Origin of the sequence: Actinomyces qiguomingii (assembly GCF_004102025.1) — a bacterium.
Lineage (GTDB): Bacteria > Actinomycetota > Actinomycetes > Actinomycetales > Actinomycetaceae > Actinomyces > Actinomyces qiguomingii.
Genome location: NZ_CP025228.1, coordinates 954,796 through 979,414, shown reverse-complemented (window position 1 = coordinate 979,414; position 24,619 = coordinate 954,796). Strand labels below are relative to the sequence as shown.

16 protein-coding genes and 1 tRNA gene are annotated in these 24,619 nt (G+C 67.7%); 8 read left to right on the top strand and 9 right to left on the bottom strand.

Annotated elements, in window-relative coordinates:
- Positions 1-420: 420 nt before the first annotated feature.
- The 4 genes from mfd to CWT10_RS03940 form a co-directional block, all read right to left on the bottom strand.
- Positions 421-4,152 carry a transcription-repair coupling factor gene (mfd, locus tag CWT10_RS03955; RefSeq protein ID WP_128683282.1) on the bottom strand — a complete coding sequence of 1,244 codons (3,732 nt, stop codon included), beginning with the start codon at positions 4,150-4,152 and terminating at the stop codon, positions 421-423.
- A gap of 26 nt (positions 4,153-4,178) precedes the next feature.
- Positions 4,179-5,498 carry a Coenzyme F420 hydrogenase/dehydrogenase, beta subunit C-terminal domain gene (locus CWT10_RS03950; RefSeq protein WP_103062110.1) on the bottom strand — a complete coding sequence of 440 codons (1,320 nt, stop codon included), beginning with the start codon at positions 5,496-5,498 and terminating at the stop codon, positions 4,179-4,181.
- Positions 5,499-5,535: 37 nt separating this feature from the next.
- A complete protein-coding gene (locus CWT10_RS03945) occupies positions 5,536-6,927 on the bottom strand; it encodes a lipopolysaccharide biosynthesis protein (protein WP_158247589.1) in 1,392 nt (463 codons plus the stop codon).
- Between the two features lie 104 nt (positions 6,928-7,031).
- The gene (locus CWT10_RS03940) at positions 7,032-8,120 is read right to left on the bottom strand and encodes a polysaccharide pyruvyl transferase family protein (RefSeq protein WP_103062112.1); all 1,089 of its coding nucleotides are present in this window, start codon (positions 8,118-8,120) and stop codon (positions 7,032-7,034) included.
- A gap of 178 nt (positions 8,121-8,298) precedes the next feature.
- Between CWT10_RS03940 and CWT10_RS03935 the strand changes: the two genes are divergently transcribed.
- Positions 8,299-8,910 (top strand): Wzz/FepE/Etk N-terminal domain-containing protein, encoded by a 612-nt coding sequence (locus CWT10_RS03935; RefSeq protein WP_158247590.1) that lies wholly within the window; start codon positions 8,299-8,301, stop codon positions 8,908-8,910.
- Between the two features lie 105 nt (positions 8,911-9,015).
- Positions 9,016-10,257 carry a hypothetical protein gene (locus CWT10_RS03930; protein ID WP_128683281.1) on the top strand — a complete coding sequence of 414 codons (1,242 nt, stop codon included), beginning with the start codon at positions 9,016-9,018 and terminating at the stop codon, positions 10,255-10,257.
- A gap of 696 nt (positions 10,258-10,953) precedes the next feature.
- Here CWT10_RS03930 and CWT10_RS03925 read toward each other — a convergent pair.
- Positions 10,954-14,079, bottom strand: a complete 3,126-nt coding sequence (locus CWT10_RS03925) for a LamG domain-containing protein (RefSeq protein WP_103062115.1) — start codon at positions 14,077-14,079, stop codon at positions 10,954-10,956.
- 313 nt (positions 14,080-14,392) lie between these two features.
- Positions 14,393-15,016 carry a hypothetical protein gene (locus CWT10_RS03920; RefSeq protein ID WP_128683280.1) on the bottom strand — a complete coding sequence of 208 codons (624 nt, stop codon included), beginning with the start codon at positions 15,014-15,016 and terminating at the stop codon, positions 14,393-14,395.
- A gap of 208 nt (positions 15,017-15,224) precedes the next feature.
- Here CWT10_RS03920 and CWT10_RS03915 point away from each other — a divergent pair, with 208 nt between their 5' ends.
- Both CWT10_RS03915 and CWT10_RS03910 read left to right on the top strand, forming a co-directional pair.
- Positions 15,225-16,226, top strand: coding sequence for a glycosyltransferase family 2 protein (locus CWT10_RS03915; RefSeq protein ID WP_103062117.1), 1,002 nt, complete (start codon positions 15,225-15,227; stop codon positions 16,224-16,226).
- Positions 16,223-16,945 (top strand): polysaccharide deacetylase family protein, encoded by a 723-nt coding sequence (locus tag CWT10_RS03910; RefSeq protein ID WP_103062118.1) that lies wholly within the window; start codon positions 16,223-16,225, stop codon positions 16,943-16,945. The genes CWT10_RS03915 and CWT10_RS03910 overlap by 4 nt, the downstream gene beginning before the upstream one ends.
- 35 nt (positions 16,946-16,980) lie before the next feature.
- Here CWT10_RS03910 and CWT10_RS03905 read toward each other — a convergent pair whose 3' ends face one another.
- The 3 genes from CWT10_RS03905 to CWT10_RS03895 form a co-directional block, all read right to left on the bottom strand.
- On the bottom strand, positions 16,981-17,955 hold the full coding sequence (locus CWT10_RS03905) for a ribose-phosphate diphosphokinase (RefSeq protein ID WP_103062119.1): 975 nt from the start codon (positions 17,953-17,955) through the stop codon (positions 16,981-16,983).
- 49 nt (positions 17,956-18,004) lie between these two features.
- A complete protein-coding gene (locus CWT10_RS03900; protein ID WP_103062120.1) occupies positions 18,005-19,003 on the bottom strand; it encodes a bifunctional UDP-N-acetylglucosamine diphosphorylase/glucosamine-1-phosphate N-acetyltransferase GlmU in 999 nt (332 codons plus the stop codon).
- A gap of 160 nt (positions 19,004-19,163) precedes the next feature.
- Positions 19,164-19,235, bottom strand: a tRNA-Gln gene (locus CWT10_RS03895).
- Positions 19,236-19,452: 217 nt separating this feature from the next.
- Here CWT10_RS03895 and CWT10_RS03890 point away from each other — a divergent pair.
- From CWT10_RS03890 to CWT10_RS17635, 4 genes are all read left to right on the top strand, one after another.
- On the top strand, positions 19,453-20,316 hold the full coding sequence (locus CWT10_RS03890) for a glycerophosphodiester phosphodiesterase (protein ID WP_103062121.1): 864 nt from the start codon (positions 19,453-19,455) through the stop codon (positions 20,314-20,316).
- Positions 20,313-20,894: a hypothetical protein gene (locus CWT10_RS03885; protein ID WP_128683279.1), complete on the top strand. Its 582-nt coding sequence runs from the start codon at positions 20,313-20,315 to the stop codon at positions 20,892-20,894. Before CWT10_RS03890 ends, CWT10_RS03885 begins: the two co-directional genes overlap by 4 nt.
- A gap of 124 nt (positions 20,895-21,018) precedes the next feature.
- A complete protein-coding gene (locus CWT10_RS03880; RefSeq protein ID WP_103062123.1) occupies positions 21,019-21,702 on the top strand; it encodes a YveK family protein in 684 nt (227 codons plus the stop codon).
- A gap of 148 nt (positions 21,703-21,850) precedes the next feature.
- Positions 21,851-24,619: a right-handed parallel beta-helix repeat-containing protein gene (locus tag CWT10_RS17635; protein ID WP_103062124.1), complete on the top strand. Its 2,769-nt coding sequence runs from the start codon at positions 21,851-21,853 to the stop codon at positions 24,617-24,619.

The following is a 24,619-nucleotide window of genomic DNA, read 5'->3' as shown; positions in this document are numbered from 1 at the left end:
CTCACGATGCTCCATTCTGGTGCGGCACCCGCACCCGATCCCATTTCGCGGTACCACCTTGCGGTTCTACAAGGCCGGTTTCCCATTCAAGCACACTGCGTGCGCTCGGCTGCCACCCCGATAGTTAGCATCGATTCGACTATCGCCGCGGACCTCACTCACGGGCCGCATGCGTTAACGCTATTATTACGCTGAGAACCAGCACAATACCGCGCTTTTCGTCAGCGGCACCGAGACCCGCGTGGTGTGACGCACAAGCGACTGCCGCCTCCTGCGCCGCCGGCCGTTACCTTCGACGAATAGAAGCGTGACTGTAAAGCGGCCGATTGGCGGCACGTCACCCCGGAACTTGCGCACTTTGGACAGGGTGATCTGCGCATCGGATCGGCGCGCACCTGGCCCGCGATACCGGTTCCGGCCTCACCTGCGACGGCGGTATTTGGTGGCCTCGGTCTCGTACTCCGCCTCCCCGGCGACGACGGCGTGCAGCAGCACCTCCGCCCAGCGCAGCAGCTCCTCCCCCTCGATGGCGCCACCGCCCATGCGGGCGGTGCCGGGCGCGGGGACCACAATGGTGCGGGTGGCGGGCTTGAGCACCGTGCCGGGGTACAGGCGGGTGACCTTCATGCGCGCCGACTCGGGCAGGCTCACCGGCGCGAAGCGGATCGACTTGCCCTGCGCCACGATCTCGCGCACCCCCAGCTCGGCGGCCAGGGCCCGCAGCCGCGCCAGGGCCGCCAGGCGGCGCACCGGCTCGGGCACCGGGCCGTAGCGGTCGGTGAGCTCGTCCAGCACGTCGGCCACCTCCGCCTGGCTGCGGGCGGCGGCGAACTTGGTGTAGGCCTCCAGGCGCAGCCGCTCGTGGGGGACGTACTCCTCGGGGATGGTGGCGTCCACGGGCAGGTCCACCCGCAGCTCCAGGTCCTCCGCCTCGGCCGCCTCCGCCGCCGCACTGCCCGCGTCCCCTACCTGGAGGGACTTCTTGTAGGCGGCCACCGCCTCGGAGACCATGCGCACGTACAGGTCGAAGCCCACCCCGGCGATGTGCCCGGACTGCTCTCCACCCAGCAGATTGCCGGCACCGCGGATCTCCAGATCCTTCATGGCCACTTGCATGCCGGCCCCCAGGTCGGTGTTGGTGGCGATGGTGCGCAGCCGCTCCAGCGCCGTCTCCGTCAGCGGCTTGTCCGCCGGGTACAGGAAGTAGGCGTAGGCGCGCTCCCGGCCGCGCCCCACCCGGCCGCGCAGCTGGTGCAGCTGGGACAGGCCCATGCGGTCGGCCCGGTCCACGATCAGGGTGTTGGCGTTGGACACATCCAGGCCGGTCTCCACGATGGTGGTGCACACCAGCACGTCAACCTCTTTATGCCAGAAGTCGTCAATGACCTTCTCCAACCGGGACTCGTGCATCTGCCCGTGGGCTGTGGCCACGCGCGCCTCCGGCACCAGCTCCGCCAGCCGGGCGGCCACGGACTCGATGTCCTCCACCCGGTTGTGCACGAAGAACACCTGCCCGTCGCGCAGCAGCTCGCGGCGGATGGCGGCGCTGACCTGCTTGGTCTCGTAGGCGCCCACATAGGTGAGGATGGGGTGGCGATCCTCGGGCGGGGTGGACAGGGTGGACATCTCCCGCAGGCCGGTCACCGCCAGCTCCAGGGTGCGCGGAATGGGCGTGGCGGACATGGACAGCACATCCACGTCGGTGCGCAGCGCCTTGAGCGTCTCCTTGTGCTCCACCCCGAAGCGCTGCTCCTCATCAATGATCACCAGCCCCAGGTCCTTGAAGCGCACCTGCCCGGTGATCAGCCGGTGGGTGCCGATGACGACGTCGATGGTCCCGTCGGCCAGCCCGGCCAGCACCCGCTCGGATTCGGCGGCGGTCTGGAAGCGGGAGAGCTGGGCGACATTAATGGGGAAGCCCGCGTAGCGCTCGGTGAAGGTCTCGGCGTGCTGGGACACCAGCAGGGTAGTGGGCACCAGCACCGCCACCTGCTTGCCGTCCTGGACGGCCTTGAAGGCAGCCCGCACGGCGATCTCGGTCTTGCCGTAGCCGACGTCGCCGCAGATGAGGCGGTCCATGGGCTGGGTCTTCTCCATGTCGGCCTTGACATCGTCGATAGTGGCCAGCTGGTCGGGGGTCTCGGTGTAGGGGAAGGCCTCCTCCAGTTCGGCCTGCCAGGGGGTGTCGGGGCCGAAGGCGTGCCCGGTGGTGGCCGAGCGGGCGGCGTACAGGCGCACCAGCTCCCCGGCGATCTCCCGCACCGCCTTGCGGGCGCGCTGCTTGGTCTTGGCCCAGTCCGCCCCGCCCATGCGGTTCAGGGCGGGGTTGTCGGAGCCGACGTACTTGGTGACCTGGTCCAGGGCGTCGGTGGGCACCAGCAGCCGGTCGCCGGGCTGGCCGCGCTTGGAGGGAGCGTATTCGATGACCACGTACTCGCGGGTGGCCCGCTCCTTGCCCGCGCCCCGCCCGGAGCCGACGTCGCGGCGCAGCAGTTCCACGAAGCGGCCGACGCCGTGCTGGGCGTGCACCACCAGGTCGCCGGGGTGCAGGGAGAGCGGGTCCACGCTCTTGCGGGTGCGGCGGGCGGGCAGGGTCTTGGCGGTGCGTGCCGCAGCGGGCGCCCGGCCCGTCAGGTCGGATTCGGCGACCAGGGCCAGGCGCAGCCCCTCGGCCACAAAGCCGTGCCCGGCGGAGGCCTGGGTGACGCGCACCACGCCGTCGGGCTCCCGGTAGGACAGGTCGGCCGCGTCATCCAGTCCGGTGACGATGCGCGCGGGCACGCCGCCGTCGGCCAGCAGCTGGGCCATGCGGCGCCCGGGTCCGGGCCCCTCGGTGGCGACGACGACGCTCCAGCCGCCGCGGGTCAGCTCGCCAATATCCTTCACGGCGGCGTCCAGGCGCCCCCGGTAGCTCTCGGGATCGCGCAGGGGCAGTTCGGGACTGTCCGGTGAGGCCTTCAGGGAGGTGAAGGACCACCAGCCGCGGTTGGTGGACAGGGCCAGGGCGCGCGCCTCGGCCAGGTGGGCGAAGGCGGCGGCGGACAGGTCGATGGGGGCGCTGCCACCGGAGGCGGCCGAGGTCCAGGCGGCGGCGAGGAACTCCTCGGTGGTTGCGGCCAGATCCTCGGCGCGCCGGCGTACCTTCTCCGGCTCGGTGACGACGACGAGCCGGTCCCCCACCAGGTCCAGCAGCGGCACCATGCGCTCGGTGAGCACCGGCGCGAGCGATTCCATGCCCTCCACCGGGATGCCGGCGGCCAGTTTCTCCAGCATGTCTGCGGCGCCGGGGATCGCGTTGATCAGCTTCCGGGCGCGCTCGCGCACCTTTTCGGTTAGCAGCACCTCCCGGCAGGCGGTGGCGGTGACGGCGCCGAGGTCGGCGATGGTGCGCTGGTCGGTGACGGCGAAGGAGGACACGGACTCGATCTCGTCGCCGAAGAAGTCCACGCGCACCGGCCGGGGCTGCGTGGGCGGAAAGACGTCAAGGATGCCGCCGCGCACCGCGAACTCGCCGCGGGCTGTGACCATGTCCACCCGAGTGTAGGCGGCCTCGGCCAGGCGGGCGGCCAACTCCTCCAGGTCGGCGCGCATCCCCGCGGCCAGGTGGATCGGCTCCAGCTCGCCCAGGCCGCCCACCACCGGGGCCAGCAGGGCGCGCACAGGCACCACGAGCACGCGGATGGGGCCGCGCCACGGGTCCGGGGCGGCGTCGGCTCCTGCCGGGTCGCCGTCCTCGGGGTGGGCCAGGCGGCGCAGCACGGCCAGCCGGGTGGCCACGGTGTCGGCACGCGGGGAGAGCCGCTCATGCGGGAGGGTCTCCCAGGCGGGGAAGACGGCCACGTCGGGGTCGGGCAGGTAGCAGCGCAGCGCGGCGGCGAGCTCATCGGCCTCCCGCCCGGTGGCGGTTACCACCAGCAGGGGCATGCCGGCGTCGGGCGCTCCGGTCCCGGGGCGGTCCAGGCGGCCCGAGGCGGCGCCGGTGACGCGGGCGACGCCGGCCTCCCCCAGGGCCATGGCGGCCAGCACTGCGGGGCGGGCGCCGGGGGCGACGACGACGCTGCGGTCGGTACGCGAGCGGCCGGCGGCCGCCGTCACCAGGGAGTCGATGGCGGGGTCGGTCAGCAGCGGGGGCAGGAGGGCAGTCAGACGCACGGTGGGGAGTGTACGAGGCCCGCGGGCTAACGCGGTTCCTCGACGGTTTCACGATCCGCCCCCTGTGGGCCCCATGGCAGAGCCGACAACAGTCGTCGCCACGGCCAGTCCAGTTGGAACTTATGCCGGAGCCGACTGAGGGATCCACGAAATTGGCGCCAGGAGTCCCGGGGACGGCGCAGCGCCCGCCACCAGATGCCGAATCCCTGCATGCGGGGAGTACGCAGTCCCATGACTCGGGCCGCTGTGCGCCGGGAGACCAGGTGATCCCGCCGCTCATGCTGATATGGCTGCACCGCCCGCAAGTCATCCAGGTCGAGTGGGGCCACTGCGATAACCCCCGCCCGCACCGCCTCTTGAATGATTTGCAGGCCGTGCGCCGTGCGTGCCAGCAGGGCGCTGACGCCGGCACCCTCCGTGAAGTCGGGGTAACCGTCCGGGGTGGCCCGCCAGAAGTCGGATGCCGTGATGTCTGAGTACTCCCCGACGCCGTCGGGGCACACCCGGCACCGCCACTGCACGGTGGGCCCCAGGGCGCTCCCCCAGGACTCGGAGTAGGAGGTGGTCACCGTGGTGCCGTCCGCGGCGACGGCCGTGAACTCCCCGGGCCAGCCGTGGCCCCGGTAGCGCATATCGCACAGGGGCCGAGTGCGGTCGGCGCCGGTCCCTGTGAAAAGCTCGTCCAGAAGCTTGTCGGTGGCCCGCTGATCGGGGGTGCCCGCGCAGAAGAAGCTGATAATGGTGGGGCGCTGTCCCCGTTCCTGACTCAGTCTGCGTACCGCCTGGGCCTCGCATGGCTTGCCTACGAATGCGGTTCCGGTGCTCACGGCTTCACTCACCGCGGCGTTGGCAGTGGGCGCGTACCGGCTGCCGGCCAGGGCGCGCACCTGCGGTGCGGCCTGAACACTGACCGAGCGGGTGCGGGAGGGGTCCTCCCGGTCCTTGGTGGCGCCGATCACCCGGCAGGCGCGCCCGGATTCGAGCAGCCAGCTCGTGATGGCGGTCAGCGCACCTCCGGAGCTGCCCTCGTGGCGGATGGTCTCATCGACGGCGTGCGCCTGCCAGGCTCCCAGCACCGGTCCGAAATCCGGGTCCCAGTGCGCACCCGCGCCGCGTTGCGCCTGGACGCGGATCCCCGGACAGCAGGCGCGGAAGTGGCGTAGGTCATCGGCATTCGTTCGCGCCGCGCCCTGCGGATCCACCACGGGCCGCATGAACCCGTTTTCCAGTTGCATGGTGACGCCTTCGAACTGGGCGCACAGACCGCATCCCGAACAGTTGAGCGAGTCGACCACACGGGTGATTTCGGTGGCCACGTTCACGGGGCGCAAGTGGATTCTGGTCATCTTCCCTTCCGATTCGATTATGGAAGTATGGATTGTGTCAGCGCTTGATCATCATGCGCGTCATCCTGCCCAACTCGCGCATGTCGGCACGGACGAACGGCACCACCAGCCACAGCAGCGCCATGGCCAGGCCCATGCCGACAGCCGCGGCCAGGCAGATGACAATCGCTGGCAGGTCGGATATCAGTTCGCACAGAGCCCACACCGCTCCGGTAGCAACGGCGGACACGGCGAGAATCCGCATCCCGTTCCACACCAGCGGCACGGTGTCGAGCCCCGAAGCCCGCCCGGACAGCAACAGGGATACCGGCCACAGGATGAGCGGGCTGGCCACGTAGGCATAGGCGACCCCCATCGCCCCGAACTGTGCCCCCAGGACTATGGCCGCCATCCGCACCACCGCCGAGACCATGGTGTAGCGAAGGTAGGCGCGTCCCAGTGCACGTGAGGTGTAGATCCACCCTCCGACCATCGAGAGCGTGGTCAGCCCCTCCCCGATCGCCACCAGGCGCATGTAGGGAGCCACGCTGAGCCAGTGGTCCCCAAGCACCACGGATACCACCGCCGGTGCCGCGGCCACCACAATCCCCATGGACAGGAACACCGGGTAGCCCAATGCGAGCTGACCGCGACGCAGATAGGCCAGCGTGCGTTCGTCGTCGTCCTGAAGCTTGGCGGTGACCGAAAGCCCCAGTGTGGTCGCCTGCGGACGGAACTGATTCAGCGGGGTGCGCAGTGTCTGGACCGCACGGTTGTACAGTCCCAGGGTTCCCGCACCGAAGAGCCGCCCCATAAGAATCGAATCCAGGTTGGAGGCGAGGTAGGAAACCATCTGGGTCCCGGCCATCTGCACACCGAAACCCAGCAGGGCGCGCATGGGCTCCTGGCGGTTGTACCAGCGCGGCAACCAGCCGGCGATGAGTGGCAGCGCTACGAAGGGGACCAGGGCAGTGACCAGCCGCTGGACCACCAGCGCCCAGTAGCTCCAGCCCCAGGCCGCGGTCAGGGCCCCCAGCGCCAACGCCAGGGCGGCGGCGCTCAGGTCCACTGTCAGCACCCGCCCCACCAGCAGTTTGCGGTTCAGATCCGCCCGGTACTGGTTGACCATGCCGGCCATGAGGAAGCTGGGGGCGATGGCGGCACATACCCCGGTCACGGCGGGCTCGTGGTAGAAGACCGCGAGCAGCGGAGCGACGGCCAGGCCGATGCCCGCGAGCACCAACCCCGCCAAAGTGTTGAGCCACCACAGATTGGAGCGCTGCCCGTCGCTGAGCTCGCGCTCCTGGATCGCCGCGGTCGACAGCCCGAAGTCCTGGAAGATGGTCGCCACCCCAACCACCGCAGTAACCATCCCCACCACGCCGTAGGCACGGTCGTCCAGCAGTCGCGCCAGCACCACCACATTGCCGAGTTGGACGAGTATGCGCAAACCCTGCGTCCATACTGTCTGCCCGGCCGCCTTGGCGGCGCGTCTGCCCAGACCGCCCGCTGTCCCTGGGGCGACGGGCGGTCGCGATCTCGAATCGGTACCGCTCACAGAACCTCACCCAGGGCGTCGGCGAAGCGGGCCAGATCATCATCGGCGCGCCTTCTGACACCGGCAACGTCCTCCTCCAGGTGCGGGGAGGCGAGCAGCTTCATGGTGCGGTCGGCGACGTCGTCGTCGCGCAGATCCACGACGTGCTCCCAGCCGAGTCCGGCCAGCAAGGGGGCGAATTTGCGGGAGTAGGCCAGCGGGATGGCGGGGGTGCCCATGGACAGTGCGTTAAGGCAAGCGTGCATGCGCGAGCCGAGGACGACCCGGGCCGAGCCAACCGCGGTACGCACCTGCTCCAGGGCGTGCTCCCCCTCCGGCACGATGACCTCCACGTCTCCGAGCGCGCTTTGCAGCTCCGCCAGGGGGTGACGGTCATTGTCCCCGGCGGAGTCATCCGGGCCGACGACATGCGCCAATAACGTGAGCTCACGTCCTTCGGCCTGTACACGGCGGGCGATGGCCAACACGTCTCGACGATAGCGGGCGGCATCCACATGCGGGTTGCCCGTCCACAGCAGTCCGGAAACATTGAGCATCACATCCCGAGTCTTCTGCACCGGGGGATGTTCTATGGCGAATACCACGTCGGTCGACTCCACATCCACCCGTCGCCCGAGCTGTTGTGCACATGCGGCCGAACGGGTGTCTCGGCTGGCCACCAGGCGGGCATGCCTGAGGGATCGACGCGCCAGGCGGACGCCCCGCCGGGTGTTGAAGGGCCCGATGGTCTGGGGCGTAAGCACCACCGGCACCCCCATCCTGTTGAGGATCTCAGGGAAGCGGGACATGTCGCGCAGCCGGTCCAGGCCGTAGATGTCGGCGAAGGAATCACCGGAACGGGTGTCCAGCACCAGATCGAAGGACGCCAGCCAGTCGAACAGGCCGTGCGCGCCGGTTACGCGCTCCTTGAACAGCCCGCGCGGACCGGTGAAAAGAGACATGGGCGCGTCGCCTCGGCCGGTGCCCTGAATCCGGATATCCGCCCGGGGGAAAACCCCTTCGGCTATGGCACGGGTGCCGACGGCGAGCGCCCTGACGCCGAGGTTGGGCTGGTCAAGCGAGGCCCACAGGATAAGAATGCGCATGAGTTCCTTCGAGTGCGTACGGTTTTCGTGTTGACGAACATCGGTTGAGGTGTTGCGTCCGCACAGATCCGCCCAAATGGTCCGGGCAAGACTACTCTCGTCGCGGACGCGTTGGACGCATAAGCCGATCAACTATGTTGTGTCCACCTGCACTCACCGAGTCCGCCGGAGGCATGTCATGACCACCGACTACATCGTCCGGGCTCTACGCCGTCACTGGCGCCTGATCATGGCGCTGTCCGTGGTTGGCACCCTGCTCGGGGCCGTGACGGCGGCCGTGAGCCCGCCCGTTTACCGCTCCTCCGTCACGACTCTGCTCACCGTCGCATCCACGGATGGGGCCGACGGCGCCGCGAGCGACACCAAGGCCGTCACCGGTATCGCGCCGACGCTGGTCGAGTTCTCCGAGGCCCGCTCAACTCTCACAACTGTTGCCGAAGCCACAGGCGTCCCGGCGGACGAACTGCCACGTCGGGTCGCCGTGGCCAACCCCAGCAATACCCTGCTCATCGTCGTAACAGCGACCGGATCATCGTCCGCACAGGCCGAGAACATCGCCTTGGCGATGGTTGACGCCCTGAGCGACCACGCCGCCACTCTCAGCGTGTCCAACGGCGCTGAAAGCACGCCCCTGACATTGTCGGACGTGGATGGGTCGTCGGCGGCCCAGTTGATCGGGCCGTCCAAGCTGCGCCACGGGTTGATCGGCGCGATCGGGGGATCACTGTTGGGCCTGCTGCTCGCCCTGACCCTTCAGGCACCCGTGCCCGGAGCACGTCCGGCCGCTTAACCGCTTGAGCGAAGCGCCTCCGGTTGACGTCGGTCGGGTTTACGCTTGCACCTGTATGACAATCCTCCACGTATGGTCCTCGCGCCTTCCACTCATCCGCCTCTCATGCCGAGCAGCCTGAACACCGCGCCGCGGAAGATTCTTGTCGCCTCCGTATTGGCGATCGTGTCGTGGCGCACCCAATTGCCCTACGGCTTAAACATCGGCGATGTCGCGGCAATCGCCTTGCTGCCAATGACATGGAGAGCGTCTCGCAACTCGCGAGCACTGGGAACAGTGGTGCTGTGCTCGCTCACCGCCGTGGCCGCAGGGCTGGCACTGGCACTGGCGGCGGTCGGTGAATTCGTGCTCGTCCCTAGCGGTGCGCTCACAATGCTGCTGGCCGCTGCCGCCGTGCCCGCCGGCGCCGCGGTCATCATCTGGGCCGAGCGGGAGCTCGGCCTGGATCTCGCCGCCGCCTGCTTCATGCTCGGCCTGTTGGTCGATGCGTACCTGCGCGCAGAGTCAGTAGACAATTCGTGGAAGTTCGCCTACGGCCTGCCCACGAGCGTGCTCATACTGGCGCTCGCACACCGTATGGGCCGCACCGCCGAGATACTGTCCGCGCTGCTGCTGGCCATTCTCTATCTGCGCGCGGACTCGCGATCGGCCATCGGCTTCCTTTTGGTGACCGTGGCGATCCTGAGCTGGCAGGCAATGACCGCGTGGGCTCGCGTGCACCTGTCGCCTCGTGCAGCCTTCAAAACCCAGCTATCTATGCTGACGGCCCTGGCCGTCTTCGCCATCGGTGCCGTGTTGGCGGCGTCGTCATCCGGTCTGCTCGGGGAGGCAGCACAGACCCGCACCACGGCCCAATCCACCGGGGTGAACATCCTCGCCGCCGCACGCCCCGAAATGGGCGCCACATTCGCGTTGTTCGAGCATCGCCCTTGGGGCTACGGCGCCGGAGTAGCGCCGCGCTACAGCGACATCCGCGTGGCCATGGAGGGCATGCGATCCCTGGGCTATGACCCGGACAACGGCTACGTCGTGCGCTACATGTTCGGAGGCGGGCATTTCGAACTGCATTCAGCCATCGCCGACCTTTGGGCCGCTCTCTCGCTGCCCGGTCTCGCCCTCGGTATCGCGGTGGTCTTGCTGTCCTTGACGGCCTTGGGACGCACGCTGGCCACACTGCGGTCCAGGGCGTGGGTCGTCTTCATCACGATCGTGGTGGCTTGGAACTGCCTGTTCGGACCGTTGAGCACCATTGTGGCCTACATGGAACTCGTAGTCGCCGCGGCAGTCTGCCTGCCTCCGGTCTTCCGACGGGACGCGGCGAACAACACCGCCCCGAGCAGGCGCTGATCGCTCCTTTGCGCTGATTTCGCAATTCAGCTGGGGCGTTCACGCAACAAGGTCGGTAAGCACGCGCTGCATCGGGTAGTCGCATACGCAATGGACCGCCATACTGCGGACGGTCCACGTGCGGGGGTGCTGATTCAGATCGGTGCGGCTGCCTTGGACACCGGCTCACCCGCGGTCAGGGTTCAGATGCCGCAGGTCGCGAACGTGGTCGGCAACCAGACGCCCTGGCCTGTTCGCCACACCAGGGCGGTAGGCCAGCAGCCGAGAGCCAAAGTGTCCAGATTCGGTACAAAAACACCGCCTGTGCCGGCAGGTGCCCTCAGATTCCTTGGAACCATACGGACCTGGTAGACGACGTCGGGCGAGGGATCCTCGTTTGTGCCGAATCCGGACACTTCCCCCACCCGCCGGCCCCGCCGACCGAACTCGATGGTCATATCGACCGAACTCGGTGGTTATTTCGACCGAACTCGGCGAATACGGCTCGACCGGAAGAGCCCTCAAACTCGAAGAGTCATCAATCCGGCGGCCTACGCCGCTACCACCCACCGCAGTCACCCAGCCAGAACCGGGAGAGTCCTTCTTGCCCGCCTCCACCGACCGGGCCGACCACGCTTGTCAGCGATAAGGCACAGGGAGATCCCGCATCCGGCCCAACCGGGTGCGGGATCTCCCTTTCATGCCTGCCAGGTGCCGCTACTCGACCTTCTTGACGACCAGATCGTCAACCCGCAGCGTCAGCTCGGACGTATCCGCCCTGCCAGAGGTGAAAGTGACAATTCCGACCGATCCTGGCGTCGCAAGCGCGGCATCATCGTCCGTCGTATCAACTGCCCAGGCCTCAGGCTCGGGCTCATCGCCTACCCAGCCCTTCAACTGCAATCGGGTCGACTGAGCCCCGTCGACGACGAACCGAAGGTGCAGTTTCTGGCCCGCCGTGTAGGTACCATCCATACGCGCGGTGCCGAGAGAGGTCTGCGTGGCACCGACCTTCTTCGAGACCGTCATCGCCACCACACCCGTGGGACTGATGTCCAGCTGGACCTGGTAACGACCCGCATCGTTGGCACGGCCCACGTAGGTGACATAGGCCCCGGCGCCGGTCGTGGCCTGGTCCAGGACCAAGTCGACGGTCGAATCGGTGGAGGTCGCGTCAATGATCGGCGAAGAGACCGAGTTGGCAGTTCCCGCGCCGGTCATCGTTATGACTCCGGCCGTGCCGTCCACCGACATCCGGCTGACACCGTAGGCGGAGCTCCAGTTGCCGCCGAAGTCGGCCGCTCCCCAGCCCCTGGCGGACTCACGCTCAAAGGAGTCCGTCAACAGCACACCATCGGCCCTTTCGACCTGATTTGCGTCATCCTCCTGGGCGTCTCCCGCTGGCCCGGCGATGTCATCGGGGTCCGCCGGCGCCAACTGCGGCAGTTCACCGGTCGTTCCGGTGACGTGGTGGGCCGACACCTGCTGCGCGGACAAGGCCTTTGCGTACACCGCTACCTCATCGATAGAGCCGGTCAGGTAGCCGCTGGAACCGGCGTTGGGGAGACCGGAGTTGGTGTCGCCCCCGATACGCCAGTAACCGTTGTAGGACTGCCCGGAGGTCATCGCCGGGTCGGAGGCCGCCTCCTTGCCGTCCAGGTAGAGCACCGAGCCTGCGACCGGATCCGTCGTGGCGACTACGTGATGCCAGGCGTTGTCGTTGAAGCCCGCGGCGGAGGAGATCGCCTTGACCGTCCCGGGGTACAGCATGTAGTTGACCGTGCCATTGCCGCTGAGATACAGCATGCGGTCCTTGCTGGCGCCCTCACTCTCACTGCTGGAGGAGAAGCCGACGATCTCACCGCCGCTGGTGCTGTTAGTGCGGAACCAGGCCTCCACAGTGAATGCTGCGGGCGCGGCGGCGGCAGAGGTCTGCGCCGCCCAGGAGTAGGAGGAATTCTGCTGCCTGTTCCGGCCCCACCATTGCCACCAGCCTCCGTTGTTGTTGCCTGGCGAGAATGTGACTGACGCCCCCTGGGAGAGCACACTGGCCGCACCGGTCGTGTAGCTGGAACCGCGGTAGGTCAGATTCCTACCGCCGACCAGGTCGTAGGCCGACTTTGCTCCGGAGGCCTCATCCAGTGGCCAATAGTTGACGGCACCGTCACCGATTACCTGCCTGCCGTAGTTCGCCATGCCCTGACCCTGGCCAGCGGTCACACTCACCCAGTCCGAGCGCGTGGAAGCGCCCCAGGGGTCAGTAACAACAACCGCGTACTGATGAGTGGATCCCGGCTCCACGGTGTCGGTCGCCGTCAGCGCGGGCAGCTCCCAGAATCCCGCGGTGACGTCCTGCACGGAAATGGGCTGGCCGTCCAAAGTGTCACGGAAGACGGCATATGACAACGTCTTGTCGTCGCGATCCCAGTTGGCGGTGAAGCTCAGAGTGACGATTCCCGCGGCGGGGCTGCTGGCCGTGAGTTTGTAGTTGCCGCCCTTGTTCACCGGACCCTGCGCATTAGGCGCAATGTCGCGGCGCGCGAAGCGGGTGAGTCCCCTCTGGGACTGGCCGTTGACGGTGGTGAACTCCCCACCGAAGACGATGTAGCGGTCATTGCCCTCTACGGTCCAAGTGGCCTGGCCGAGCCCAGTGTAGGTCCCGGGGGTGAATTCGGGGTACCAGTTCAAGTTGGTGGTTCCGGGCTGCCCGCCGAAGTCGTAGTAGCCGGAGGCGGTGTTGGTGCGAACCTTGCCGGTCTCATAGTTGGCGTAGGCCAACGCGTAGTGATAGTTCTTGGTGTTGTCCGGGAAGCCGCCGATGTTCGAGCAGTCATGCCCGTGATTGGCCGCGTAGACGACATCGCCACTGGGGAACACGTCGTAGGAGTCTCCGTGGCAGTCGGCTATGTACGCCACGTTCCCAGTGTTCCAGTCGGCCCGGAAGACGCCCTCCAGATTCCCGTGCGAGCGGGACTGGGTGTAGGCCGCCCCGTACAGGCCCTGCGCATCCGCCTTGAGATCCATGATCCCGCCGTAGGTGTTGCCGGACCTGACCACGGAGGTGAGGTTGTTACGACGTATGCTGCCGTCCCGCTCCAAAATGGCCATGCCGTAGCCGGGGCTGGTGGAGCCGTTGACCGAAGTGAACGACCCGCCGATGGCGACCCCCGTTCCGTTGGGCTCGGCGGCGATGGCGCGCACGCTGAAGTTGGGAATCGAGGCCTTGACGTCCAGGAGCTTCTTGGTGTTCAGGTCCACGGCCGCGAAGCGCAGACGCTCCTTGTTGTTGATCTGCGTGAATGCGCCCCCCACGTAGAGCGTCGAGCCGTCGGCCGACACCTCCACGGCGAACACCTTGGCGTTAGCCGCGGCGGTCAGCGGCTTGCGCTCGGCCGTAATCGGATCGACCGCCGCAACACGCCACACGGTCTCCTCGTTCAGCTTGGAGAATGCGCCGCCGATGAACAGGCGAGACCCGTCGGGCATGGCAGCGATCGACTGAATCGCACCGTTGGTCTGCGGCGCCCAGTCCAGTAGCTCACCGGTCTCAATGTTGTAGGCCAGAGCGTTCGCCCGCGCCACGGGCGCCGCAGAGCCCACCGGCTGCACGCTGGTGAATTCGCCCACCGCATAGACGGTGTCACCGACAACAACCTGATCACGCACAACCCCATTGAGCACTTGCGGAGTCGGCAGCGCATCGGCCGAGACCGTCTCCGGAAGCTGATCGGCCGCCGCACCTTCTGCGGCGTGGGCGGATGTGGTGGCGATTACGGGGGCGACAGCCAATGACAGCGAAGCCAACAACGTGAGCGCACTTTGAGCCAAACCGGCGTGTTTCACACGACCTCCATCGTTTTTGAGAGCACGGGCGGGACGGCGCCACCGGCGCCACCACGCCCTACGGGAGAAATATGCACGCACGAAACCCACTGCGTAGCTTTTCGTTACATACAGGTACACAGTTGCACCCTAACCGCAACATTGAGAGATGCTGGCGGCGTGTCGCATGCGCTTGAGGGTCAAGTCACCGTCACAGGCAGCCCGGGCAGCACCCTGGGCAACCGACGATGTCCAGCGCCAAGGACGCACCTTCTCAGGCGGCCGGGGCGGCACCACCCGGCGTACCCGGCTCCGGGCGGCACGGAAGGCTGCCTCAGGCGGCCGGGGCGGCGCCCTGGAAAACGGCCGCCCGACTCTGCGCACCGAGATCCACGACGATACTCACATTTCCACGTAGCTCCTGAGGGACCACAAAGGCGGCATTAATTGTCATGGCCTGCCCCGGCGCAATAGAGGTGGGCACTTCATCGGAGGCAGAAACCACCTGCTCGACCGGAGCGTCCCCCTCACCCGCGGACATCGTGACAACAAATCCGGCAAGCGACAGGTCATCGGTTCCAGTATTGGCAACCGTGACGGGCACGATCACGCCGTCACCGGAAACCTCGTCGGGCAGAACCGCCTCCACGCGCCGGCTCAGCAACTCCCCAATGCCCACGGTCACATCGTCATTAACCGCGACCGGCTGGGTCAGTTCGACCGGCTCCAGCCAGTCCGCGGCCAGGTCGCCTTCCTCCAGGTCCGTCTCCGGATCGGAGGTGGCCGCCTCTGGCGTCACCACGCCGGTGGGAATTTCTGCCGGCTGCGCCGTGGACTGCGTCGGCGGAGCGGTCACCGCGGCGGTGGCATCGGCTTCCGCCCCATCGGAGGAGTCCGCACATGCGGCGAGCAGTACGAGCGGCGCAACCAGCACCGCAGCGCAGCGAGTCATCTTCATGAGGTGAACAATAAGGTACCCCCCGCCCCCGGAAGCACGCGTTTGGGGAGTAGTGCGCAACACCGGGCTGCCCGGCACGCCGTCACCCCGCTATGACGTACCGCACCATGCGCCTGGCGGTAGGGTCGGCGGAACGACGGAACTCACTCCAGGAGACGCGCATGCCCCTCCCCCGCAACCGCTCGGCCCGGCCGCACCCGGTTACGCCATGACATCGCACATACGCGCCACCGTGGCGATACTCACCTTCCACCGTCCCGAGCAGGTGCGCCGAACGGCGCGAATGGTGCAGGCGCAAGCTCTCGCCGCGCCGCAATGGTGCGACGCCGACGTCCTGGTGATCGACAACGACCCCTCCGGTTCGGGTCACGACGCCGTCGCCTCCTTGGGGCTGGAGCGGTTGCGCAGCGTTATAGAACCGGTTCCAGGGATATCCGCGGGCCGCAACCGCGCGCTGGATGAGGCGGCCCGCGCGGGCCGGGATCTGCTGCTGTTCATCGACGACGACGGCACTCCGGCACCGGGGTGGCTGGACGGCATGCTCGAGCACTGGCGTGATTCTGGCGCTGCCGCCGTCGCCGGCTGGGTGGACACTCACTATCAGTCCCGCCCCTCCGCCTGGATTCTGGCCGGGGGATTCTTTGAACGACGCCGTTTCCCCGATGGCTCCGAACGGCCCGCCGCCGCCTGTGGGAACCTTCTGCTCGACTTGAACCAGCTCGGTGACCTGCGCTTTAGCGCCGCGCTGGGGCTTTCCGGCGGTGAGGACACCCTGCTGACCCGCGCCCTGGTGTCCCGGGGCGGACGTATCGTATTCGCCCGCGACGCCGTTGTAGTCGATCAAGTCGCGCTGGACCGGGTGACCCGCCGCTGGGTACTGGCCCGCCAGCTCAGCCACGGCAACACCTCCGGCCTGCTGGATCTGTACTTCAGTTCCGGACGCCTGGCTCGCGCGGGGGTTATCGCCGGAGGCATCGGCAGGGTCGGCGTCGGCCTGGCACGCGCCGGCTGGGGCATGGCGACCCGGGATCTGCGCGCCGATGCGCGGGGCTGGCGTCTGGCCGCCCGCGGCGCCGGCATGACACTGGCGGGCCTGGGACTTTCCTGGAGGGAGTATGCGCGCACTTCCCGACCGCTGAGCCGGCTGGGGCGCGCACCCCGCTCGCTGTCTCCGAGGTCCTTCAGCCGTCAGGAGGCCGGGACGCGATGACCGTGAAATCCCTGCTCAGACGCCCTGCGGATGCGCTTGCGGCTCCAGTACTGGGCTCGGTGATGAGTGTGCGCACCGCTGCCCGGCAGGTGGTTCTAACCTTCGATGACGGCCCCCTGCCCGGCAGCACCGAGGCTCTCGCCTCCGTCCTGGCCGAGCACGAGGCCCAGGCGACCTTCTTCATGCTGCTGACGCGGGCGCGCCGCAGCCCCGCGCTCGTGCGCGAACTCGTCCGGGCGGGTAACGAGGTGGCGTTGCACGGCCTAGACCACCGCCGGGTCACCACCCTGCCCCGCCACGAACTCGGCCCCTGGCTGCGGGACGCCCGCGCCGAACTGGAGGACATCTCCCAGGTCCCGGTGCGTTGGTTCCGTCCGCCGCATGGCGCACAGTCTCCGCGCACCCGTCTGGCCGCATCGGCGGCTGGGCTGACCACCGTGCTGTGGTCGGGCACTACCTGGGACTGGAAGGACGTCACCCACAAGGAGCGCGTGGTGCGGGCCCTGCGCGACGCCGTGCCCGGGGCGATTCTGCTCGCCCACGACGGCGCCGCCGACGCAAGCGATCTGGCCACGGAGGCGGCCGTCGGCGGAGTCGACAAGGTCGCCCTGCTAACCGAGGTGCTCGCGGGCCTTGCGGAGCGTGAACTGCGGGCGGTCGCGCTGGGACCGGCGCTGACCCGGGGACGCGCGGTGCGCAGGCTGAGTTTCGCCCACTGAGGTTTCGCCCACTGAGCCGGCTGAGGGCTCAGCGCTCAGGACTCGAACAGGCTGGTCACCGAGCCGTCATCGAAGACGGCCTTGATGGCGCGGGCCAGCAGCGGCGCGATCGGCAGCACGGTCAGGGCGTCGAAGCGTTTGCCGGGGGCGATGGGCAGGGTGTCGGTCACCACCACCTCGCGGGCGCCGCAGCCCGACAACCGCTCGACGGCGGGGCCGGAGAGCACGCCGTGGGTGGCCGCGACGATCACGTCTTTGGCGCCGGAGGCGAGCAGCACCTGCACGGCCTTGGCGATGGTGCCGCCGGTGTCAATCATGTCATCCACCAGCACGCAGGAGCGCCCCTCTACATCGCCAACCACACGGTTGGCCACGGACTCGTTGGGGCGGGTGATGTCGCGGGTCTTGTGGATGAAGGCCAGCGGCACTCCCCCCATGGCATTGGCCCAGCGCTCGGCCACCCGGATGCGGCCGGCGTCCGGGGAGACGACGGCCGCATTGGCCGCGTCGATACGACGGCGGATGTAGTCCACCAGCACCGGCTGCGCCCACAGGTGATCCCAGGGGCCGTCGAAGAATCCCTGCTCCTGGCTGGAGTGCAGGTCCACACTCATAATGCGGTCGGCTCCCGCGGTCTTGCACAGATCTGCCACCAGGCGGGCGGAGATCGGCTCGCGCCCCAGGTGCTTCTTGTCCTGCCGGGCGTAGGGGTAGAAGGGGGCGACCACGGTGATGCGCTTGGCGGAGGCGCGTTTGAGCGCATCGACCATGATGAGCTGTTCCATGATCCAGTCGTTGACACGGTCACCGTGGGACTGCATGACGAATACGTCGCAGCCCCGCACCGACTCGTTGAAGCGCACGTAGGTCTCACCATTGGCGAAGTCGTAGGCGGTGGAGGACAGTACCTCGGTGCCCAGTTCTGCGGCCACATCCTGGGCGAGCTGCGGATGGGCCCGGCCCGAGGCGATGACAAGCCGTTTCTCGCCCTTGGTGATGATGCCGGTCATGACGTGGTTCCTCTCTCGTGGCCGGTGGGTCGGTGAGCTCGGGGCCGGTCTATAGCCGCGCCGCGGGGGCGTCGCCGTCGAGCAGGCTGAAGGGGGCGACGACGGCGCCGGCGGGAATATCGGCGTCCGTAAGCACGCAATAGGGGCCGACGACGGCGCCCTGGCCCACCCGCGTGGTTCCACGCAGCAGGACACCGGGCTCCAGGCGGACGTCGCGGGCAAGTTCGACGGTGACATCCACCCAGGTGCCGGCCGGATCCACCACCCCCACACCCCGCTCCATCCAGGCCTTCAGCGTGCGCCGGTTCAGCTCACCGCCCAGCGCCGCGAGCTGGGCACGGTCATTGCAGCCCTCTACCAGCCAGTGGTCGGTGACGGCCCGGGCCGAGGTGGCCCGGCCCTCGCGGTGCGCGTGGGCGACGACGTCGGTGAGATAAACCTCGCCCTGGTCATTGTCCGTGCCCAGGGTGGCCAGGGCCCGGCGCAGGTGGGCGGCGTCGAAGACGTAGACGCCGGCGTTGACCTCCTTGACGGCGAGCTGAGCGGCGGTGGCGTCGCGCTGCTCGACGATTCCGGCCACGGCGCCGTCGTCGTCGCGCAGGATGCGCCCGTACCCGGTGGGATCGTCCAGCACGGTGGTGAGCACGGTGACGGCATCATCATGCTCCACGTGCTGTTGCACCAGCGCCAGGAGGGTGTCCGCGTCCAGAAGCGGCACATCACCGCTGGTCACCACCACCGGCCCGGCCAGTTCCTCCGGCAGGGCCGCCAGACCACAGGCGACGGCACGCCCCGTTCCGGGGATTTCATCCTGATCCGCGGCGGTGGCGTCGGGGGCGAATTGCGCCAGAGCGGCGACCACCTGCTCGCGCTCGTGGCGCACCACCACCACCAGGTGTTCGGGCCTAAGACCACGCGCTGCCACGACGGCGTGCTCGAGCAGGCTGCGGCCACCGATGCGGTGGAGCACCTTGGGCAGCGACGAGCGCATGCGGGTGCCCTTGCCGGCGGCCATGACGATTACGGCTGCGGGGGAGGTAGAAGCCACGGGTCCTCTTCTCACTCGGCGTCACAACGCCTCAGGCCACTGGCGGCCCGGCGGCTCAATCCTACGTCGTGCACGGACAGCCCCCAACCCGACGTCCGCATCGCGGCCGCGACGGGGGCGCCGGCCCGCCATCCGCCGTTCGGCGTCATGGACCGTCCGGCTCCGCCCCCAGGATTCGAACCCGGGCCTCAAGGCTCCAAAGGCCTGCGTGCTGCCTCTACACCAGGGCGGAAGATCGCGGCCACCACCACCGGGTGGCTCCGACGCCGGCACAGTGTCTCATACTGTGCCGGCCTTTCGCGCATCCCCCGTTTGCCATCAACAACAGCAACACGGTCCCGGCCCGGCCATGCCCGCACGGGGCTTGAAACCGGGCTGTTGAGATAAGCTGGACAGCCGCTGATTAACGCCAACCCCGTGCCCGTGCCGGCACAGAAGGACAATCCCGAATGATTGAAGTACCCGGCTCGGCCGGCCCGCGGGCGCTTACGGACCCACCGCGCCGCGCGCCCCGGTTGGAGCAGGCGCCGCTGATCAGCAGCATCAACCTGACAGTTCGTGGGGCAGAGGATCACAGCGTGGCCAGCACGCCCACCGCCCTGACCCAACCGGCGGAGGTGGACGTGGACACGCTGCTGGACGCCGACGGGTGGATCATCGCCCACCGTGGCGGCTCGGCGGACTGGCCCGAGATGAGTCTGCGCGCATACAGCGAGTCGGTCGCCCGGAACGTGCCCGCCCTGGAATTCAGTTTCAACCTCACCGCGGACGGCGTTGCCGTGGGCGTACATGACAAGGACTTGCAGGCCGTTGACGGGCAGGCACCGGACACGCGCGTATCCCAGATGACCTGGGACCAGGCGCGGGCCTACACCACTCGGGGTGAGCCCCTCATCCGACTCACCGACCTTCAGGCCGCCTACGGGGAGGACCATGTGCTGTTCATCGACCCCAAGCACAGCGGCGCCGCCCACGAGACCTACCTGCCCTGGTTGGACCCCGGGCACACGATCCTGAAGTTCTACGGGGATGCCACCTGGTTGGCCGAGATCTGGCGCGCCGCCGGATTCCGCACCTGGGGTTACGCCTATGAGGAGGACATCATCAGCGGCAAGGCGGCGGATTGGGCCCCTTACTGGGACCTGTTCGGCGTGCCCTGGAACGCTAGCGCGACGACCTGGCGAACCGCCGCGGATTACGGATTACCGCTCATTGGGCACATCTGCGACGGTCAGCAGGCGGTCGACATCTGCTTCGAGCGCGGAGCAATCGGCGCCATGTGCGCCAAAGTGGACGGGATTGCATGGTCATGAGCATCGCACCGCCACCCGACGGGCCCCCCGCATCCGCACCATCGCGACCGCGACTGAGCCGGCGGCGCCTGGGCCTGTTAGCCGCCGCCGTCGCGGTGGCTGGCGCAATAGGGACGGCAGCTCGACACCGCCCCCGGACGCGACATGAACCCAGTGCACCGGGCACCCTCGCACAGCCCACCCCCACCGCACCCGAATCCTCCACGCAGGAGCATCCCGCGGGAGAACTGATCATCGGCCCGGCGTCCGTCATCGGCGGCATGACCGTCCTGCGGGTGGCGGCGAGTCGGCCCGGCACCGATCTGCTCACCCACACCGGCGCCTTCAGAGGGGACTCCACCGGTTACACGCCCGACGGCATACGGCTGCTGTCCCTTCAACGGGGCATTGCCCTGCGCCCGCTCAGTGAACAGCCCGCGATCTCTGACACCCGCCCGGACGCGAACTTCAACACCACCTTCGTCGCCTTCGACGGCATTGAGGGCGACGGGGAGGTAGAGGTAAAGTTCCCCGGACTTGGCCTTATCGGCTCGGTGCCCGTCGTAGCATCGAGCCGGGCCCCGTTCAGGATCGCCTGATCCTGCCAGTCGGGGACATTGCGCACTGCGACCAGCTCCGCCAGCTGGCGCGCGGGCCCGGCCAGTAGCTGACCGGCGGGCCGAGGGCGGCGCGAGACACGCGCCGAGCGAAAGGAACCAAACGATGAATCCCGATGGAGCCATCAGCGTCCTGCTGCGCAAGTTTGCGCCCCTTCTGCTGGTACACGCCCTGCTGGGAGGCCTCGTCGGCGCTGGCCTGGCCATCACGAGCACGCCCGTTTACACCTCGCGCGCCAGCGCACTGGTGGCGGCGGACAGTGACAGCGGTAAACGCGGAGTCTCCTCCGCTACCAACATCATCACCGGGATCATGCCCACGATCGTCCAGCTCAGCACCTCGGACTCGGTTCTAAGCGAGGTTTCCCAGGCCACGGGCATCGATCACTCTGAAGTCAAGCGCGCGGTCTCGGTGTCTACCTCGACTAACAGCCTCATCATCAACATCTCCGCCACCACCACCTCCGCGGAAAGCGCCCACGCCATAGTCGAGGCCGAGGTCGTGGCGCTGCGAAATGTCGTTGCCGGCCTGACCGTGAAGCCCCAGGACGAGACGGCTCTGTCCTTGACCGACGTCGACGTGGCCTCCTTCCCGCAGGAGCCATCCGGTCCCTCCACCGCCCGCTACGGACTGTACGGCGGCGTCGCGGGGCTCGCCGTCGGCATGGCGGTAACACTGACGATACTCCGCATGCGCTCCACAGACCGCGATGATCCCGCCGCCCCACAGGCCGAGTCCCCCCGTAACCACACGCCCCGCAACCGGGACATCGAACCGCCCGCCGAGTAGTCCGCCAAACCTGGCGACGAGCCGATCGCGACATTTCCGCACTATAACGCCACATGCCGGAGTGCGAATCGAAGAGTCGCAGCCGCTATCCTTGTAATACAACCTTGATGTGCTATGTTGGTCCCGTCACCCTGCCTTGGAGGACATCATGCAACGCACTGTACTGACCATCATCACATTCCTAGCACTAGTGGGACTAGCGATCCCGGCGGCTCCGGCCGACGCCGCCGAGACCACCACCATCCACGTCGACGCCGCCGCCGATGCCGCGGCGGCCGACGGCTCCGCCGAGCGTCCGTTCAAGACCATCGGCGCAGCACTCAAGGCCGCTAAAGCCGGCACCACCATTGAAGTCGGTGACGGCGTTTACCGCGAGGGCGAGTTGGTTCTCAACGGAATCACGCTCCAGGCCAAGGAGGGCGCGAAGCCCGTGCTCACCGGCACGGAGGCGCTCGGCCGCTCGGACTTCACCAATAACAACGGCGTGTGGACCAGCAGGCGCACCGACTTCGTCCGCTTCAACCAGGACGCCTCCACCAACCCTAAGAAGGTCGACGGCGACATGTCCCGCTACCCGGAGGCAGTGTTCTTCGTCGGGGCTGACGGAACCAGCGAGGAACTCACGCAGGTGGACGATCCCACCAAGGTCACACCGGGGACAATGACCTTCTACGTTAGGGACACGGCCGCTGAGAAGAATCCCGCCATCGCCGCCCGAGTCGGCAATTCAGACAGCGAATCCTCTTGGGTGCAGGGACCCCATACCGGCGCCCAGTACGTCCTGGGCACTGATCCGGGCGACAAGACCGTGGAGATCATCCAGCACGGTCGCGCGCTGACCATGCTGGGCACCGGCGCCTCGGTGATCGGCTTGACGATCACCAACTACGCCCCGATCCAGGCCTGGAACTATATCGATCCGGTCTGGGGCAAGAACGGCAACGCCACCATGGTCTTCAATGCCGCCAAGAGCTCACGCATTGATCGCGTTACCTTCTCGGGCTCGCAGGCCGGCCCCGCGCTGCACATCGCCAACGCCACCGACGTGACCGTGAGCAACTCCGTGTTCACCGGAAACGGCTCCAACGGCCTGGGCGCGAATCGTGCCCACCGCCTGCACATGTACCGCAACACCTTCACCGGCAACGGCGCGAAGAGCTTCATCACCGCCGCTTGCGGCGCGTACTGCACGGTGGCCGATGTCAAGCTGACCCACTCCGACTCCATTCGCGTGGAGGCGAATACTTTCGACCGCTCCCAGACCCTCCAGGACGATTCCAACGAACTCCTGGACTCCTCCGATCTAAGCATGAACAAGGCGCGTCCAACCGCCTTCAACGCCCTGTGGCTGGACGAGGGCGTCATCAACTCCGCGCTGGTCGCCAACACCTTCATCAACATCGACCGAATCGCCATACTCGATGAGATCGGTCAGGACAATGTGATCGCATCCAACCTGATCCAGGGCTCCAAGACCGGCATTCAACTGTCCGGCAGCGCACGCGACAAGGTCTGGAACAACACAATCGTGGGCACGCTGGACCCCATCTATGTGCATGAGGACAACCGCGTGGACGCCTGCAACCTGTCTTCGCGGGAGTGGGATACCTGCCCGGCCGGTTACGTCGAGAAGTGGAGCGCGGGAGAGTACAACGGCGGCGACACCACCAAGCCGATGGCCTGGGACTCCTTGGACAATGAGCTGATCAACAACGTGATCGCCTCCAAGCCGCGGACCGCCTACACCGATCCCGGCGCCAACAAGAACCGCCGGTACCAGAACATGATCCTGGTCGAGGCGTCCCGGAACCTGCGACGCCCGGGGGAGACGGAGGGCAGATTCGCCAGCGTCAACGAGCAGCTCGCCGAGTCCGACTACAACGTGTTCGTCCGGCCGGAGAACATCGACCGCGGCACGGGCTCCGACCTGTATCTGACGAACTTCGGCCTGAGCCCCGACTCCTGGGCCGTGTCCGAAACCCTCGAGCAGCAGACGCAGACACAGGGACTGACGATCACCGGCAAGGACACGAACTCACTCGACCTGCGCGCCGACCGTGGCAACTCCCCGGTATTCGTGCGGGAGACCACCACGATCACCGACTACGGCGGCGACTACCGGATTCGGTCCGACTCTCCGGCCGCGGGCTCCGGCAAGCCGCTCAGCGCCGCCGTGGCCTCCGCCCTCGGCCTTCCGACGGGCACGACGGTCGACCGAGGCGCACTGGTGAATGCGGCCTGGAACACATCCACGGCCGATCTCGGCGGCAACACGCGGTTCGCGGATGGAGTCTGGGACGAGCACTTCAACACCGCCGTTGCCGGCGGCTGGGGCGGATCCTGGTCCGTCGCGCCCACCGACCGCTTCACCGCCGGAGTCGACGGACACGGCGTCATCGCCATGGACCGGGCCGGCAGCGGTTCATCCGCGACGCTTCGGGGCTACAGCTCCACGTCCACGCGGGTCAGCACCGCCTTCACCTTCGCCGAGGACGGCTCCGGCGGCGCCACCTACACCGCTATCACCGCACGCGGCGCAAGCGGCTCCGACGGCTACCAGGTCAAGACGGTCCTGGCCGGCGGAAAGGTCACCGCATATCTGGTCAAGCGCGTCAGCGCACAGGAGATCACACTGGTCACGGTCCCGGTCGAAGGCACCTTCACTCCGGGGATGCGCGTGAATGTGATCGTCGAGGCGACCGGCACCTCGCCCACCGCGCTGCGGGCCAAGGTCTGGTTGGGTGACTCCTCCGCCCCCGCCACCTGGAGCCTGGAGACCACGGACAACGAGCCACGGCTGCAGCGCCGCGGGGCGGTCCGTCTGAACACCTACCTGTCGGGCAGGGCCACCACCACGGGGCAGGCGTTGAAGGTGGATGTTTTCAGTGTGGAGGATGAGACCAGGGTTCAGCCCTGA